This is a genomic window from Ruegeria sp. AM2 (assembly GCF_056540685.1).
Map to the genome: position 1 here is coordinate 53,399 of NZ_JBQFXE010000007.1, position 16,072 is coordinate 69,470.

Here is a 16,072-nt window from a genome sequence, read left to right on the forward strand (position 1 = left end):
TCAGCCCTCCTTTTCAATCTTGGTCAGGCAGTCGCGCAGCGCCAACCCGTATTCATATTTCGCAGGACATGCAAAGCCCACAAGGCCCAAGTCCTCTTCGTCCAATTCCAGCGCCCCCAATGCCTGCGCTGTGTCCGTGTCCATCACCAATAGAGCGCGCAGCAGCTGCGTTGGCAGGTAGTCCTGCGGCATCAACTCTTCGAATACGCCAGTCGGCACCATTGCCCGGCGGCCGCCGTTCAAGTTCGAGGTGAATGCGTAGAGCTTTTTGGCAAAGGCTGAACCCAGAACCGGCTGCACCGCGTATTTCGACGGCATTGGGCGAATCCACCCCATCGGGATTTGGTCGGGATCCTCGCGGATGATGGTCACTTGGCGGGCGAAGCGGCCAAGAAAGGCTGTTGGGCCCTCGGCCTGTTTGCCCGACAGGATCGAGCCCGAGATAACCCGCGCCGTGCCGTCCACATTGACTTCATCCCGCGTCAGGTCGTCAGTCGAGGCTCCCATGGCCGTGCGGATCAGGCGCGGCTGTCGCGCGCCCGGACCGGTCAGTGCAATCACTACATTAGGGTCGAGATGACCGGTCTGCATCAAACGACCAATGGCGATCACGTCTTGATAGCCAATGGTCCAGACATGCTTTTCACCGGCCACAGGGTCAAGAAAATGAATATGCGTGCCCGCCAAACCCGACGGGTGGGGGCCGGAAAACGCAATGGCTTCGACACCCGACACATCCGCGCCCGGAATCGAGTCGCCATCCTTTTGGCACAGATATGTCTTGCCCTCGGTCAGCTTCGAGATCGCCGCCAGACCGGATGCGAACGCGTCGCCTGCATCGTTGATGACAACGGATGCATCCGCGGCCAAAGGCTCACTGTCCATCGCGGTGACAAAGATCGCTGCAGGGGTCGCGCCCGGCGTCGGCATCTTTGAATAAGGCCGCGTACGGAACGCCGTCCACAAGCCCGCCGCACACAGTTTGGCTGTCACACCCTCGGCCGTGTCAATCTCGCCGATTCCAGAGAAATCAACGCCATTGTCATTGGCGTCCGAAACAGCAATCACGACACTCTGCAATACACGGCGCGCGCCCCGGTTTACGGCAACCACCCTACCGGTCATCGGCGCGACCATCATCGCCTCGGGCGCGTCCTTGTGACAGAACAGAGGGGTGCCACGCTGAACGTCGTCGCCCTCTTGCACCAGCATCTTTGGCTTCAAACCAAGATAATCGCCGCCCAAAACGCCTACCGTTGAATAGTCTGGTCCGGGGTGAATTGTCTGCTCGGGCGCACCCTGCACCGGCAATTCCAACCCTTTTTTCAGTTTGAAAGTTTGCATGTCGCTACGGTCTTCCAAGCCTTTTTCCTGCACTGTGGCGTCTTTACCCCGGCATAGTGCCACAAAACGCCGCAAATGTGGGAGCCCGCCAGCAGCACAGGGCTGCGCACCCCATACCGTTTCAGGCTTCTTTCTGATCAGGGTCCCTTTACGCGGGGAAGCTGCCAAAGGCAAACCCGTTGCGACGGAAATCGACGAAGGAATGCCCTTTTCCAAGGATGAGCCCAAATTCACGCCGCTCGAAAAGGTGTCGCACCTGATTGGCTTCCGGTGTAAGCAGCCGCAATGACAACAGCCAATGACTTGGAAATTTTTCTTGCCGCAACCCCGGGGCTCGAGGTTCCATTGCATGATGAAGCCGTTGAAAAGGGCTTTGCCAATGCGCGGATCGTTCCCGGCGGTGTCACCTGTCGTGGAGATTGGCCCGAGGTCTGGCGTGCAAACCTGCATCTGCGCGGGGCCAACAAAGTTTTGGTGCGCATCGGTGGATTCCCCGCCGTGCATCTGGCTCAATTGGACAAAAGGGCCCGAAAGTTTCCTTGGTCCACAGTCTTGCGCCCCGATATCGCCTTAAAGGTCGAAGCCACCTGCCGTAAGTCTCGGATTTACCATGCCGGGGCGGCCCGGCAGCGGGTGGAAAACGCAATCTCTGAAACTCTGGGGGCCCAGATTTCCAATGATGCGTCGCTTCGTGTTCTGGCGCGCATCGAAAAGGATATCTGCACCTTTTCAATCGATAGTTCCGGTGACCTTCTACACAAACGAGGTCACAAACCTGCGGTTGGCAAAGCGCCCATGCGCGAAACCATGGCGTCGATGTTTCTGCGCGCCTGTGATTTCGACGGCTCGGAACCTGTTCTTGACCCCATGTGCGGATCCGGGACCTTCATCATCGAAGCCGCCGAAATCGCATTGGGGTTGCTGCCCGGCCGATCTCGTCGCTTCGCGTTCGAACAGCTTGCCGGGTTCGATGCCGAAGCTTGGGCTCACATGCGTTCGAGCGTCAGTCAAACCAAATGTGATCAGGTCTTTCTCGGCTCGGACCGAAACGCTGGCGCTATCGATGCAGCCACAACCAACGCAGAACACGCCGGGGTTTCCTTAGTTACGAGGTTTCAGCACCGATCGATCAGCGACATGAAGCCGCCCCAGGCCTCACCCGGACTGGTAATCGCAAACCCTCCATACGGGGCGCGAATTGGTGATGAGAAACGTCTGAGGGCTCTCTATGGCAGCCTCGGCAAAGTTCTGATGTCGCGTTTCAAGGGGTGGCGCGTTGGCATCGTGACCAGCAATGCGGCGCTCGCCCGCTCGACCAGACTGCCTTTGCTGCCGCCCGGGCCTGTCGTTGATCACGGCGGCACAAAAGTCCGGCTTTACAGAACGCTGGCATTGGGCTGAACCCCCGAGAATCCCTCTTGCACATCCAATTGCCGGGGTATAGATCACCCGCCACGGTCGGAGTGTAGCTCAGCCTGGTAGAGCACTGTCTTCGGGAGGCAGGGGTCGGAGGTTCGAATCCTCTCACTCCGACCAAATCAAATCAATTTTCAAATGCAGAGAAATTCTGCCTTTTGACCAGTTAACTTACCCTTCCGCCAACTAAAGTTGCCTCTCACAAACTGACATACTGTTGGTGTGCCGCTCTACGTCCAAAACTCCCGCATTGAAGCAGCAACGCACTTTGCGCTCGACTCATGAATTCTGCCACGCGTTGCATCGTTGGCTGCAGATTGAGCGCGACGCAATCCAGACGCTTTCGCTTGTCAGCGAAGACAATACACCTCTGGCACGCGTCGCTGGATGCGAAAGTGATTGGCCGTTTAACGGCGGGATTGGAACGCTATCGCCGTCGAGGTAATGCGGAGTAAAAAAACCGTTTATTCGTGTCACGTCAGGCGCAGCGAGGTATTGTCAGACTATGAGCAGGACCTGGGACAATGCGTAAATTCGCGCACCTAGTGCAATGCACATAAAGACGCAAACCTAATCGGCTTTCCCGGCCAATTGCGATGCGAGGGTTGGAGCGGAGTAACTGAGCGTACTAACCCTGTAGACCGTGTTTCTTGATTTTATTGTAAAGCGTGCGGGTGGTCATTCCCAGTTCTTGCGCCGTCTGTGCCCGGCGAAAGCCGTTGCGGGCCAAAGCCTCGGCGATCCAGTCGCGTTCTGAAACCGGCGGCCCAGCCGGCGTTTCTTTGGCGGGCGCCGTTGAATCCGGGGCGGGTTTGCGGCGCAGGAATTCGATATCTTTAAGGTTGATTATTGAACCGTCGGATTTGCGGACCGCACGCTGGACTGCAAAATACAGCTCTCTCACGTTGCCGGGCCAGTCATGCTCCAGCATCAGACGCAGCGCGGCGTTTGAGAATTTCGGCGTATCACTAATCACCTGCCGTCCGATATGCAGCGCCAGTTCAGGGATGTCCTCTATGCGTTCGCGCAACGGGGGCAGCGTGATTTCATGACCGGAGATCCGGTGGTACAAGTCCGGCCGAAAGGCTTTGGTCTCGACCTCTGCCAAAAGGTCGGGTGACGACGTGGCAATGATCCTGGCCTCTGCTTTGCGCAGCGTGTAATCTCCGATCCGCTGCACTGTCTTTTCATCTGTAAACTTCAGGATTTTCCCCTGATGATCCGGACTGAGGGCCGTGATTTCGTCAAAAACAATGGTGCTGCCCGATGCCTGCTCCAAAGCGCCGCGCTGGTTGCTGGTTCCGCCAAATGTTCCGGCGGCCTTGCCGAGCAGGTGAACGCCACCTTCGGGTCCGTCCAATGCCGGACAGTCGACAACCACAAGCTGCCTTCGGGCCGAAGGACCCGCCGCGTGCAATCGTTGAGCTGCTCGGCTTTTGCCGGTGCCGGTTTCGCCGATTAGTAGGACAGGGATGTCTTCATACGCCAGATCGTCCAGTTCTTCGCGGATCATCTGCATCGTGTAGGATGAACCGACCAGATCATGCACATTGCTTAAGGGACCGGAGGTGATGCGCGACAAGCTTGGAATAGCCGTGAATCCCTTGGTGACTTCGCTGAGCGTTTGTTCCACGGGCAAGCGATCCAGTGTCGATCCGGCGACAAATCCCTGCACGCCGCAAATCCGGGTGATTGCCAAAGCTTCTTCGGGCGAGGTGATCGGTCCGCCGTGGCAGAGTTTATCGACCGAAGCTGGAACCCCCTCCAACACACGCTCGATCTGCGCCGCCGCTGTTTCCAGTGTCAGATGCGTATTGACGCCAGTATCCCCGCTGGTGAAGCCGATGTTGACGCAAATCGCTGTTGCGCCTGCCTCGACCATCCTGCGGGCCTGCACGTTGGTTTGAACGTAGACAAAGGAATTGAGGCCAGCCTTCACAGCTTCTTCGACCAAAGCAATTTCCCGTTCAAGCCCCAGCCCTTCGCGCTCGATCAGCGCGCCCAGCCGACCGTCTATGAGAGTTGTAGAAGGGAAGTTGCACACCCCCGAAAAGCCCAGATCATGGGTCCGCCGAACCAACTCGGCGATATCCTGAGTGGGATCACTTACAGACAAGCCTGCGAACAGCGGCGCTGAACACCGCCCCAGCATTTCACGCTCGGCAAATTCAAAAACCCAGTCATTGGCGGCGCGCACGGGAAGAAAACTGACCAGAGACGACGCGCCCTGCACCCGAAAACGACCAGCATTCAGCGCCAGAAGATAATCCGCCCCGGCTTTGTCAGCTGCCTTGGCCGTCAGCCCTGAACCGACAACCGCTCCAAACAGGAAGTCCTTGGGTTGTTTTGTCATGTGTCAGCCTCAAGCCAGACCAGACCATCCACCGTCAAAGTGCTGAGCGGAACCGAAGCTTCGTGCCAGCCAGAAGTATAAGCGAAGATCGATACATCCTTGGCCTCGGCCCTGATCGCATCGATCAGGCGTTGGAGCGAACCCAAAACCATAGCGCTGCTTTCCTCGGTCCTGACATCCAGAAGCCCGGGATGCAGCACCAGCCCTGTCAGCCCGGCCTTAAGGGCGGCCCGCGCCTGGCCCATTGAGAGAAAGAAAGCCATTGCCTCGAACCCGGCCCCCTTGGCTCGGGCAAGGAAGTCGTATTCGAACTCGGGCGATGCGGGGATCGTCGACATGGATTGTCTCAGCGTGCCGTCCAGCAAAATGGATGACGGCCAGTTTGTAACGCCCAGATATCCGAGGTCGCGCAATTGACCGAACATCGTGGCCTCGGACCCAAAGGGATCGCTGGCGAGAAGGGCCGCCCAATCACCTTGCCGACGGTTTTCACGCACCTCGCGGTTATGGTCCATTCGAGGCATCACAAAGGCCAAATCTGCCTGCGGAGGGGTCAGCCCATCCAGCGCCGGGCAGAAGATCCGGTTATTCTGATCGGAATTTTCGGTTCTCGATCCACTAAGTGCCATTTTTATCATGGGGTCATTTAGGAAGAAATGACCGGAAATGAGAAGGGATTTCTTATTTTTTCTCAAAATGGTTATGGCGCAACAACGTGGATCTGCTCAACGATCTGATTTTAAACACTAATTTTTTTTTACATTCGCAACCAAAGTCGCCGGGATTTCCGAAACTCATGTCATGGTTTCACTCAACGGGAGGAATCATGACACTATTTCTAATCGTCACCCTGAACGGGTTGACGCTTGCCGCGCTCTATTTCTTGGCGGCCAGCGGCTTCAGCCTGATCTTCGGGCTCATGCGTACGGTGAACATGGCGCATGGGGCTTTGCTGCTGCTGGGTGGCTATGTCGGTTACAGCATCGTTGATGCCACCGGGAGCTGGGGGCTGGGTGTGATCGGCGGCGGCCTTGCTGCGGCGTTCGCGGGGGCCATCGTGCAGGCGGGTGTCTTGGGGTGGATGCAGGGCGATGAATTGCGCCAGACCCTAGCTTCGATTGCGATCTCGATCATCATGGCGGACCTGATGCTTTGGTATTGGGGTGGTCTGACCTATCAGGTTGAATTGCCCGAAGCGCTGGCAGGTGGCCAGCGTTTGCCGGTTCTCGGCGTGGGGTATGCCAATATCCGACTGGCCCTGATGGCATTTGCAGTGGCAACCGGCGTGGCGCTGTGGTTCCTGATCCAACGCACCCGGTTCGGTGCCGTTATCCGCGCAGGTGTCGACGATCAAGACATGTTGCGGGCGCTGGGGTATCCGATCAACCGTATCTTTGTACTGGTCTTCGCCTTAGGTGGGATGTTGGCCGGAATGGCCGGAGTCGTCGCCGCGAGCGCCTTGTCGATCGCGCCGGGAACCGACCTGCAATTCCTGCTGTCCTCGCTGGTGGTGGTGATCGTCGGTGGCATGGGGTCCATTGGAGGTGCCGCACTAGGTGCGCTGCTGGTCGGACTGGCCGAGCAATACGGGCTGGCCTACGCCCCCACATACGGCGTGGTGTTCACATTTGCCATTATGGTTCTGGTTCTTGCCATCCGCCCGCAAGGTCTCTTGGGGAAGGCCGAGCTATGAAACATGTGCTGATCCTCATCCCGCTGCTGATCCTGCCCTTCGTGCTGAACGACTTTTGGCTGACGCAGGTTGCAACGCGATCACTGATCCTTGGGATCATGGCTTTAAGCCTCAGCTTCCTGGCAACATATCTTGGCGTCGTATCCTTTGCGCAAGCCACGATGGCCGGAATTGCGGGCTACACCATCGCCTTTTTCGGGCCAAACGCTGTCGGCATCGGAGTGCAGCTGCCCTTCTGGATTTCAATTCCGCTGGCCTTGTTGCTGGCGGTTGTTTCGGGCGGGCTGATCGGTCTGATCGCGCGCCGGTCGCGGGGCATCTATGCCATCATGATCACCTTGGCGATTGGGGTGGCGTTCTTCTACTTCACGCGCCAGAACTATTCCCTGTTCAATGGCTGGACCGGTTTCTCGGGCGTCCGCGCACCCGAAATCGGAGGCATAAGCCTGCGCAACCCACTTGCCTTGTACCTGCTGTCACTTGGCACTGCCGCGTTGGCGCTGGCATTGGTCAGCGGCTTTGTCCGCTCGCCGCTGGGCTTGACCATTCAGGCCGTGCGCGATGCACCGGGACGCGTGCTGGCACTGGGGATTTCGGTCACCACGCCCATTGTTGCGGCCTTTGCCTTCTCGGGCCTGCTGGCCGGGGCTGGGGGCATCCTGAACGTCTGGTATCAGGAACGCATCTCATCCTTTTCGGTCGGCCTTGGTCCGATCATCGACATTCTCATCATCTCGGTCATCGGCGGCTTGCGCCATCCGGGCGGAGCGTTCGTCGGCGCGGTGGTCTTTGTTTTGCTGGATACATTCGCGGTCGATCTGATCGACCGCGAACGCTTCAACACGCTGATTGGCGTCGTGCTTCTGCTGATAGTCATCGTAGCACCTGGCGGGCTGCAGCAACTGGCAAGCGATTGGATGGCGCGACTACGCCGCCCCGAAACCAAGAAGAAATCAACTGTCTGAGCAAACTCATAGGGAGGAATCTGAAAAATGAATAAGCTCAAAATGGCCGCATCGGCGCTGGCGATCAGCGTGATGGCGGTTCCGGCATCCGCCGAGGACATCAAAGTCGGGGTCATCTCGATCCTTGAGGGCGCGTTTGCCGCGCTGGGTCAGGACGGCATTCGTGGTGCGGAACTTGCGGTGCTGGAAACCGGAGGAGAGGTGGACGGCAACAAGATTGAGGTCATCACCATATCCTCAGATGCCAGCCCGGACAGTGCCGTGAACGCGGCGCGTAAATTGATCGAGCAGGATGGTGTCGATATCATCGTTGGTCCTTTGTCCGGCTCAGAAGGTCTCGCGTTGCGCGATCTGTCGAAATCCTATCCGGCTGTCACGTTCCTGAACGGATCGAGCGCGGCACAGGACACGACGCTGCGCGACAGTTCCGACAACTTCTATCGCTTTGGTGGCGACGGCGCGCAATGGATGGTCGGCGTTGGCGACTATGCCTTCAATGACATGGGCTACAAATCCGTGGCCGTCATCGCCGAGGATTACTCGTTCCCCTACACGCAGGTTCTGGGTTTCATGACCGAGTTCTGCGAGGCTGGCGGTAAGGTGCCCGAGAAATTCTGGACCCCGATTGGCAACAAGGACTATTCCTCGGTCGTCTATTCCATCCCGGATGATGTGGATGCGTTGTTCGTGGCGCTTGGCGGTGCAGACGCGGTCAGCTTCCTGACCCAATACAGCCAGGCGGGCGGTGACAAACCGATCATTGGCGGCTCGATCACAATTGACCAGTCGATCCTGGACAGCAAAGGCCCATTCAAGAAACTTCTGGTGGGTGCGCCCGCAGGTACGCCAACGGTCAGCGATTTTGATGGCGACGAATGGAAAGCCTTTACGGCCAGCTATACCGAAGCCTTCCCTGACGGTTTCTCGGCCCCGTCGATCTTTGCACATCACTACTACATGAGTGCAAAGGCCGCGATGCTGGCTCTGGATGAGGTCGACGGCGATTTGTCCAATGATCAGGCTGCCTTCCGTGCCGCGTTGAACGATCTGACTTTCACCACCCCCACCGGCGGCACCATGCGTCTGGACAAGAACCGAAACGGCGTGATCGACAACTTTGTGACCGAGGTCTACGAGCGTGAGGATGGCACGCTGGGCAACCGCGTGGTCAAGGTTGTGCGCGATGTGGATCAGCTGCTGGGACAGGACGAAGAAACCTTCCTTGCCGCAGGTCCGGTTAGCCGGGACAACCCTTCGTGCCCATAAACCACTCACATACCAACGCCAATGCCCTGGAGGTCCGGGGCATTGGCAAACGCTTTGGCGGGTTCTGGGCGGTGCAGGATATCGACCTGACCATCCGCCCTGGCGAGCGGCGCGCGATCCTGGGGCCGAACGGGGCGGGCAAGACCAGCCTGTTCAACGTGCTGACCGGGGATACCAGCGCCACGGCCGGTTCGATCACGCTGTTTGGCGACAGCGTCACGCGCGAGCCGATCAACAAAAGAATTCAACGCGGGCTGCGGCGCACCTATCAGCACGCCCACCTGTTCAACGGCCTGACCGTGCGCGAAACGCTGTTTCTTGCTGTGGCCGGGCTGCGCGGCAGCTGGCGTCAAGTGCTGCCCTTGCGCACCGGCGATGACCGACTGGCCGAGGCCGAACGACTGGCGGAAACCGCTGGCGTTACGGACGTGCTGGACCGCGAGGTCTCGGAACTCAGCCATGGCCAACGGCGGCAGCTTGAGATCGGGATCGCGCTGGCCGAAAACCCGAAGATTTTGTTGCTGGACGAACCGGCGGCGGGGTTGTCGCCTGCCGAACGGCCCAAGCTGAGCGCCTTGCTGATGTCACTGCCCAAGGATGTGACCGTGGTGCTGATCGAACACGACATGGATATCGCCCTGCAGACATCGGAAAGTGTTTCGGTGCTGTATAACGGGCGCATGCTGGCCGAGGGCTCTCCGGACGAGATCATGCGCAACGAAGACGTGCACCGTGTTTACATCGGGGGCGCTCATGGCCACTGACGCATTGTTGGACATTCGCGGGCTGGACCTGCGCTATGGCTCAAGCCATGTACTGCATGAGGTCGACCTGACGGTTGGCGTCCGCCCTCTGGGCATTCTGGGTCGTAACGGCATGGGCAAGACCAGCCTGTGCAACGCCATCATGGGCCTGCACCCGCATTCGGCGGGGGAAATCCGGTTCGATGGCAGCGACATGACTGGCCTGCCGCCCGAAAAACGCGCGCAGATGGGAATTGGCTACGTGCCGCAGGGACGGCGGGTGTTCAGGTCTCTGACCGTTGAGGAACACCTGAAGATCGTCGAACGCAAAGGCGGCGCGTGGTCGATTGAACGCGTGTACCAGACCTTTCCGCGCCTCAAGGAGCGTCGCCGCAATCTGGGCAACCGCTTGTCGGGTGGGGAACAGCAGATGCTGGCGATTGGTCGCGCGCTTCTGTTGAACCCACGCCTGATGGTTCTGGATGAACCGACCGAGGGGTTGGCCCCGGCCATCGTCTCGGATGTGATCGACCTGATCGAACTGATCGCAAGCGAAGGCATCGCGGTGCTGCTGGTGGAACAGAACATGCATGCGGCGCTGGCCGCCGTGCAGGACGTGGCCATCATGGTTGGCGGAGAAGTTGTCGAGCGGATGACGGCAGAGGCGCTGGAAAACGATCCGGCGATGCAGAAACGCCATCTGGGGCTGGAACCCGGGCAATCGGGCTGAGGGAGGGAGAGACGATGACAAAAAGAGCTTACATTGTCGGAACCGCCGATACCAAGGGGCCGGAATTGCGATATGTGCGCGACCTGATCGATGCGGCGGGGATCGAAACCGTGCTGGTCAATGTCGGCACCAAGGGCGGCGAAACCGGTGTGGATGTCAGCGCCGCCAGCGTCGCCGCCTGCCACCCCGATGGCCCGGCGGCGGTGTTCGTGAATGATCGCGGGCAGGCCGTGACCGAAATGGCCCGCGCGCTGAGCGCCTTTGTGATGGGCCGCGACGATCTGGGCGGCATCATCGGGCTGGGCGGTTCGGGCGGCTCGGGGATCATCGCGCCCGCGATGCAGGCTTTGCCCATAGGAGTGCCCAAGGTACTGGTCTCGACACTGGCCTCGGGCGACGTGTCGGCCTATGTGGGCGCGTCGGATGTGAACATGTTCCACCCGGTGACGGATGTATCGGGGCTGAACCGTGTCTCGCGCCGGTTGCTGGGCAATGCCGCACACGCGCTGGCGGGGATGATGGCCAACCCGGTGCCCGAAGCCCCCGATGACCGCCCCGCGCTGGTCCTGTCCATGTTCGGGGTGACGACCCCGGCGGTGCAGGCGATCACAGACGGTCTGTCCGATGACTTTGACTGTCTGGTCTTTCACGCCACAGGCAGCGGTGGCCGCTCGATGGAGCAACTGATCGATCAGGGCGACGTGGCCGGGGTGCTGGACATCACCACCACCGAAATCTGCGACCTGATCGTGGGCGGTTTCCTCAGCGCGGGCGAGGACCGTCTGGACAGCATCGCACGCAGGAAATTGCCCTATGTCGGCTCCTGCGGCGCGCTGGACATGGCGAATTTCTGGGCCCCCGAGTCGGTGCCCGCACAGTTCAGCGGGCGCAACTTCTATCACCACAATGCGCAGGTCACGCTAATGCGCTCGACCCCCGAAGAATGCGCGCAGATCGGCACATGGATCGGCAACAAGCTGAACGCCTGTGAAGGCCCGGTCCGGTTCCTGCTGCCGCTGCGTGGAGTCTCGGCGCTGGATATCGAGGGCGGCGCGTTCCACGACCCTGCTGCCAATGACGCGCTGTTTCAGGCGCTGCGCAATACGGTGAACCAGACCCCGACCCGGCAACTGGTCGAACTGGACCTGCATATCAACGATCCCGCCTTTGCCGAGGCGGCGATCACAAATTTCAATGAAATCTACAATGAGAAGGATACCTGAGATGGCAGTCACGGGACGCGCAGAAATCCTCAGCCGCCTTCGGGCCAAGATCGCCGCAGGCAAGGTCATCACCGGCGGCGGCGCAGGCACCGGCCTGTCCGCCAAATGCGAAGAGGCCGGCGGCATCGACCTGATCGTGATCTACAATTCGGGCCGCTATCGTATGGCCGGACGCGGGTCTTTGGCTGGGTATATGTCTTATGGCAACGCCAATGAGATCGTCGTCGACATGGGGCGCGAAGTGCTGCCCGTGGTCAAAAACACCCCCGTTCTGGCCGGTGTCAACGCCACCGACCCGTTCTGCATCATGGACAAATTTCTGGACGATCTGGCAGCGATGGGCTTTGCCGGGGTGCAGAATTTCCCCACCGTCGGCATCATCGACGGCCGGTTCCGCCGCGAGCTGGAGGCGACGGGCATGTCCTATGATATGGAAGTCGATATGATCGCCAAGGCCCATGAACGCGATCTGCTGACCACGCCTTACGTGTTCAGCGCCGAGAACGCGGCGGAAATGGCCAAGGCCGGAGCAGACGTCATAGTCGCGCATTTCGGCCTGACCACCGGCGGCGCAATCGGGGCGGGCGACAGCGCGCCTGATATTGCCGAATGCGCGCGCCTTTACAACGAATGGGCCGCTGCTGCGCGGGCCTGTCGTGACGATCTGATCTTTATTTGCCACGGAGGTCCGCTGGCCGAGCCGGAGGACGCACAGAAGTTTTTGGACCTGTGCCCCGATTGCCATGGCTTCTACGGTGCGTCATCCATGGAGCGTTTGCCCACGGAACGTGCAATCACAGCCCAAACCGCCGAATTCGGCAACCTGCGGAGAGGTGTTGAACGCTCTAAAGGAGTCGCTTGACGACAAAACGCTAAGGTTCAGAACTATTTCGTAACCAAAACACTACCGGAGAATTGGGATGATCGGAAAATTCATGCTGTCGGCGGAAACACCGCAGGAAACGCTTGATTGGGGCAAGTTGAAGTGGATGAGCAATCCGCCCGCAACGGGTGCCGGGCAACTCACGGTGATTGAGGTCAGCCTTGCGCCGGGACATGGCCACGATTTTCACAAGCACCCCGATCAGGAAGAGGTAATCTATTGCGTCGCAGGCAAGGTCGAGCAGTGGCTTGGTGAAGAAAAGCGGGAAATGGGGCCGGGGGACTCGGTTTTTATCGGTGCAGACGTGGTCCACGCTACGTTTAACATTGGTGATCACGATGCAACGCTTCTGGCCATTCTGGGACCATGTGTCGGAGAAATGGGTTACGAGATTGAAGATGTTGCGGATAAGACGCCTTGGAACAGCCTGCGGTAGATCCAAAAAAACATAGCGCCAGCTACATTCACATTTGCACGCTACCCAATAGAATCTGGATTTGGCAATCTGGCCCAGAAGCTGAATGGTGATGGGAAGCTTGTTCTCTAATTTGGACGGAATCAGGGTTGATCAACTGGGTGTCCGTTGCCAGGTCAGTAGGGCCATTTGGGGATTGGACGCTGTGCACCTGCCGGGCCGACAGGACTGGGTTGGCCCGACCGAGAATATCAACCCGTGTCTACGGACTTGCAGTTCAGCGGTTATGACGACGCACCGCTTTACAGAGAGAATGCGAATTGTATGGGCAGACTGTCACCTTTTCAAAAATTGTAGAGCCCGTCACTGCAGATTGGTAGCATTACACCATTCGGGAAGCGCCATGAATGGCCAGTTTTGACGCGAAGTAGCGGCGCGGTGATCCGCGATCTGGGAATGCAAGCAGATGCTGCGTCAGCAATAGCAGCAACTGCAACAGTCCGTTTTGTCCGCACTGTTCCTGTTGGTCAGCCAACTTGCGAACGGCTGCGATGGCCTGGTGCAGTCGTTCGTTCGTGGTGCGGTGAACCAGCCTGAAGAGCCCAACTCGGTCATCGCCTTTTCTCGCTGCGCGTGCACGCGGCACGGAAATCGCCGCAGATGCTCGGTCCAGTACGCCGCATGGCAGCGGAGATTGCCGCCGTTCGTTCATTGCGCGGAGAATTTCGACAGCAAATCACGGGTCGCGGGACCAATCGCCATTTCGCTGCAAAAGGCTTCAAAGTCTGGTGAAGACGTATCAAGACCACGGTGCCCGGCACCTGGGGTGGAAACCGGTCATTCGCTGTAACCGAAAAACTCTCTTTGATTGTGACAGGTTTCGGGTTCCGAGCAGAAATTAAAACAAACTACGGGGCTATGGGAAGCTGAAGCGTAACGCTTGCTCCTTTTTCGACTTGGTTGATCGCGGCCACTCCTCCGTGGCGCTTCGCTACAGCTAAGACAATCGACAACCCTAAACCGCTACCTTCGGAATATTCCAGCTGCGAAAATCGACTGAAAACAGCTTCGCTTTGTTCGGGTGAAAGGCCGGTTCCGTCATCGGATACGGTAAGCTTTACGTTCTCGCCTTCAGAGCGCAGCGCGACTGAAATTTGGCTCAACTTAGTCCCACCGTGCTTAACTGCGTTGTCCAGCAGGTTTTTGATGGCCTCAGTTAAAAATACCTGATCCCCTGAAACCGTAATTGTCGAGTCCGGCATTGTGACTTCAAAATCGATCCCTTTTGTGAGGATATGAACGCCCATGTCAGCGCAGGCTTCTTCCACAACCGCACGGAAATCAATCTTGTCCATCTGATCCTGATGTGTAGGTTGCCGCAGTCGTTCCAGTGACAATAGTTGTTCCGCCACTGTAGCCGAATTCTTAGCCGCTGCCACCAGCTCGATTATCCGTTTGTCTTTGTCCTCATCTGTTTTTGCATCGCGCAAAGCCTCAGCCATGGACTGGACCGCAGCCGCTGGATTTCGCAATTGATGCGCGGCTTCTGAGATAAACACCTGATGGGCGTTGATGCTGTGCTCGACCTGCCCAAACAGCCGGTTCAAGGTCTGAACAATTCCATGAACCTCGACCGGGACCGGGCGTTTGATTTTGCTCAGGTCGTCAGGTGAGCGTAGGTCGATCGCATCCTGCAAATCCAGCAAGGGCCGCAGCCCTCGCGCGACGCCGAACCACACGACAACAGCAAGGGTGGCCAGCAGGATACCCATCAGGATCGCGGCGCGGATCGACAGTTCGTTGGCAAAAGCGTTGCGGTCCGCAACGCGTTGCCAAGCTGTTATTGTCGCATCGCCCACCAGGTTTTCCAGCGTGATCCGCTCGGTCATTTTCAGTACGCGCACCGACTCATCCCGATAAACTGCTTCGAAAAATTGCGGCTGGTATGCGTCTTGTTCTGACGGGTTTGCGGCAGTCGGCGGATATGCATATCCGGTGACGTAGATACCGCCGGGTCCGGTCACGTGATAAAAAATCTCTCCGCCTGACGCATCTTGGATCAAGCTGCGCGTGGTGGGCGACAAGGCATCGCCTTCTGACACAGCCACGTCGCGCGAAATGGCCAGACCGGCGGATAGCAGGCTGTTGTCAAACAACTCCTGCGCCGTATGCTGGGCGACCGTGTAGCGCCAGTATCCAAGCAGGATTGCCAGCAGCACCAGAGGCGTCAGGATCAGAATAAACAGCCTGAGCCTGAGCGAACCGTACCGGATCACTTCTGCACCTCAAGCAGATATCCAAGGCCACGGGCGGTCTTGATCCGAATGCCAAGGTTCTGAAGGCGCTTGCGCAGTCGTGACACATGCGGCTCGACCGCTGAATCGTCGACATCGGCTCCCACGCCGTAGACGTAGTCGGTCAGCTGACTTTTGGGGACGATCCTGCCGCGCCGTTCCAGCAGGCATTCAAGTACCGCCATTTCCCGGCGCGGCACGTCAAGCACTTGGCCCAATGCACTGACCTGCCGGGTGGTGCGATCGAATTCCAGGTCCCCGATCGTTTCGCGCGCACCGTAATCCAGTTGTTTGCGGCGGGACAAGGCACGGATGCGGGCCTCAAGCTCATCCATCTCAAAGGGCTTTACCAGGTAATCGTCTGCGCCCATGTCCAGACCGAAAACGCGGTCACTGGTTTCGGTGCGCGCGGTCAGTAAGATGACGGGCGCGCCGTCGCCTCTGTTGCGTAGGGACCGCAAGATCTCAAGCCCTGACCGACCCGGCAGGTTGATGTCCAGGACAATCAGGTCTGCACCTTCCTGTTCCAGATACAGATCGGCCGCTTCGCCATCTGTCAGCACTTCTGCTGCGTGACCTCGGTCCCGCAGGCGATAGGCAATGGCGTTGGCGAGGGTCTCATTATCCTCGACGATGACGATCCGCATTCGGGCTCCTGCAAGTTTCGCGCAAGGTTGGCTCTCCATGATTGCCAGATGGGAGGGGGAATCAACCCCACAGTTCTATTTGCAATCACGGTGGTGCGGA

At 58.6% G+C, this 16,072-nt stretch carries 14 protein-coding genes and 1 tRNA gene; 10 read left to right on the forward strand and 5 right to left on the reverse strand.

From position 1 onward, the window contains the following. Positions 1-1,344: a Na(+)-translocating NADH-quinone reductase subunit A gene (locus tag ACR0CR_RS13765; protein WP_480600157.1), complete on the reverse strand. Its 1,344-nt coding sequence runs from the start codon at positions 1,342-1,344 to the stop codon at positions 1-3. Positions 1,345-1,629: 285 nt separating this feature from the next. Between ACR0CR_RS13765 and ACR0CR_RS13770 the strand changes: the two genes are divergently transcribed. Beyond that, a complete protein-coding gene (locus ACR0CR_RS13770) occupies positions 1,630-2,745 on the forward strand; it encodes a THUMP domain-containing class I SAM-dependent RNA methyltransferase (RefSeq protein WP_480599964.1) in 1,116 nt (371 codons plus the stop codon). 58 nt (positions 2,746-2,803) lie between these two features. Continuing rightward, a tRNA-Pro gene (locus tag ACR0CR_RS13775) sits at positions 2,804-2,880 on the forward strand. A 508-nt stretch (positions 2,881-3,388) separates the two neighbouring features. Here the strand turns inward: ACR0CR_RS13775 and ACR0CR_RS13780 are convergent. Both ACR0CR_RS13780 and ACR0CR_RS13785 read right to left on the reverse strand, forming a co-directional pair. Beyond that, positions 3,389-5,113, reverse strand: a complete 1,725-nt coding sequence (locus ACR0CR_RS13780) for a phosphoenolpyruvate hydrolase family protein (protein WP_480599966.1) — start codon at positions 5,111-5,113, stop codon at positions 3,389-3,391. Beyond that, positions 5,110-5,742 (reverse strand): phosphoenolpyruvate hydrolase family protein, encoded by a 633-nt coding sequence (locus tag ACR0CR_RS13785; RefSeq protein ID WP_480599968.1) that lies wholly within the window; start codon positions 5,740-5,742, stop codon positions 5,110-5,112. The genes ACR0CR_RS13780 and ACR0CR_RS13785 overlap by 4 nt, the downstream gene beginning before the upstream one ends. A gap of 197 nt (positions 5,743-5,939) precedes the next feature. Between ACR0CR_RS13785 and ACR0CR_RS13790 the strand changes: the two genes are divergently transcribed. Genes ACR0CR_RS13790 through ACR0CR_RS13825 form a run of 8 tightly spaced genes read left to right on the forward strand, consistent with a single transcriptional unit; the run spans position 5,940 to position 13,052 of the window. Beyond that, on the forward strand, positions 5,940-6,806 hold the full coding sequence (locus ACR0CR_RS13790) for a branched-chain amino acid ABC transporter permease (RefSeq protein ID WP_480599970.1): 867 nt from the start codon (positions 5,940-5,942) through the stop codon (positions 6,804-6,806). Beyond that, on the forward strand, positions 6,803-7,771 hold the full coding sequence (locus ACR0CR_RS13795; RefSeq protein ID WP_480599972.1) for a branched-chain amino acid ABC transporter permease: 969 nt from the start codon (positions 6,803-6,805) through the stop codon (positions 7,769-7,771). The genes ACR0CR_RS13790 and ACR0CR_RS13795 overlap by 4 nt, the downstream gene beginning before the upstream one ends. A gap of 27 nt (positions 7,772-7,798) precedes the next feature. After that, complete coding sequence (locus ACR0CR_RS13800; protein WP_480599974.1) at positions 7,799-9,037, forward strand: ABC transporter substrate-binding protein; 1,239 nt, start codon at positions 7,799-7,801, stop codon at positions 9,035-9,037. After that, entirely contained in the window at positions 9,028-9,801 is a 774-nt protein-coding gene (locus ACR0CR_RS13805) for an ABC transporter ATP-binding protein (RefSeq protein WP_480599976.1), read from the forward strand. The genes ACR0CR_RS13800 and ACR0CR_RS13805 overlap by 10 nt, the downstream gene beginning before the upstream one ends. Next, the gene (locus ACR0CR_RS13810; protein WP_480599978.1) at positions 9,791-10,510 is read left to right on the forward strand and encodes an ABC transporter ATP-binding protein; all 720 of its coding nucleotides are present in this window, start codon (positions 9,791-9,793) and stop codon (positions 10,508-10,510) included. The genes ACR0CR_RS13805 and ACR0CR_RS13810 overlap by 11 nt, the downstream gene beginning before the upstream one ends. 14 nt (positions 10,511-10,524) lie before the next feature. Then, complete coding sequence (locus ACR0CR_RS13815; RefSeq protein ID WP_480599980.1) at positions 10,525-11,733, forward strand: Tm-1-like ATP-binding domain-containing protein; 1,209 nt, start codon at positions 10,525-10,527, stop codon at positions 11,731-11,733. 1 nt (position 11,734) lies between these two features. Next, positions 11,735-12,595: a phosphoenolpyruvate hydrolase family protein gene (locus tag ACR0CR_RS13820; protein WP_480599982.1), complete on the forward strand. Its 861-nt coding sequence runs from the start codon at positions 11,735-11,737 to the stop codon at positions 12,593-12,595. A gap of 58 nt (positions 12,596-12,653) precedes the next feature. Continuing rightward, a complete protein-coding gene (locus ACR0CR_RS13825) occupies positions 12,654-13,052 on the forward strand; it encodes a cupin domain-containing protein (RefSeq protein ID WP_480599984.1) in 399 nt (132 codons plus the stop codon). An 887-nt stretch (positions 13,053-13,939) separates the two neighbouring features. On the opposite strand, the gene ACR0CR_RS13830 is transcribed toward ACR0CR_RS13825, so the two are convergent. Both ACR0CR_RS13830 and ACR0CR_RS13835 read right to left on the reverse strand, forming a co-directional pair. Next, entirely contained in the window at positions 13,940-15,307 is a 1,368-nt protein-coding gene (locus tag ACR0CR_RS13830; RefSeq protein ID WP_480599986.1) for a sensor histidine kinase, read from the reverse strand. Next, positions 15,304-15,972 (reverse strand): response regulator transcription factor, encoded by a 669-nt coding sequence (locus tag ACR0CR_RS13835; RefSeq protein ID WP_480599988.1) that lies wholly within the window; start codon positions 15,970-15,972, stop codon positions 15,304-15,306. The genes ACR0CR_RS13830 and ACR0CR_RS13835 overlap by 4 nt, the downstream gene beginning before the upstream one ends. Between the last annotated feature and the right edge of the window lie 100 nt (positions 15,973-16,072).

Bases quoted from the DNA above. Each gene is read 5' to 3' on its own strand.
- ACR0CR_RS13815 (WP_480599980.1), top strand. From the start codon at position 10,525: ATGACAAAAAGAGCTTACATTGTCGGAACCGCCGATACCAAGGGGCCG.
- ACR0CR_RS13825 (WP_480599984.1), top strand. From the start codon at position 12,654: ATGATCGGAAAATTCATGCTGTCGGCGGAAACACCGCAGGAAACGCTT.
- ACR0CR_RS13800 (WP_480599974.1), top strand. From the start codon at position 7,799: ATGAATAAGCTCAAAATGGCCGCATCGGCGCTGGCGATCAGCGTGATG.
- ACR0CR_RS13765 (WP_480600157.1), bottom strand. From the start codon at position 1,344: ATGCAAACTTTCAAACTGAAAAAAGGGTTGGAATTGCCGGTGCAGGGT.
- ACR0CR_RS13790 (WP_480599970.1), top strand. From the start codon at position 5,940: ATGACACTATTTCTAATCGTCACCCTGAACGGGTTGACGCTTGCCGCG.
- ACR0CR_RS13780 (WP_480599966.1), bottom strand. From the start codon at position 5,113: ATGACAAAACAACCCAAGGACTTCCTGTTTGGAGCGGTTGTCGGTTCA.
- ACR0CR_RS13810 (WP_480599978.1), top strand. From the start codon at position 9,791: ATGGCCACTGACGCATTGTTGGACATTCGCGGGCTGGACCTGCGCTAT.
- ACR0CR_RS13770 (WP_480599964.1), top strand. From the start codon at position 1,630: ATGACAACAGCCAATGACTTGGAAATTTTTCTTGCCGCAACCCCGGGG.
- ACR0CR_RS13795 (WP_480599972.1), top strand. From the start codon at position 6,803: ATGAAACATGTGCTGATCCTCATCCCGCTGCTGATCCTGCCCTTCGTG.
- ACR0CR_RS13835 (WP_480599988.1), bottom strand. From the start codon at position 15,972: ATGCGGATCGTCATCGTCGAGGATAATGAGACCCTCGCCAACGCCATT.
- ACR0CR_RS13820 (WP_480599982.1), top strand. From the start codon at position 11,735: ATGGCAGTCACGGGACGCGCAGAAATCCTCAGCCGCCTTCGGGCCAAG.
- ACR0CR_RS13785 (WP_480599968.1), bottom strand. From the start codon at position 5,742: ATGGCACTTAGTGGATCGAGAACCGAAAATTCCGATCAGAATAACCGG.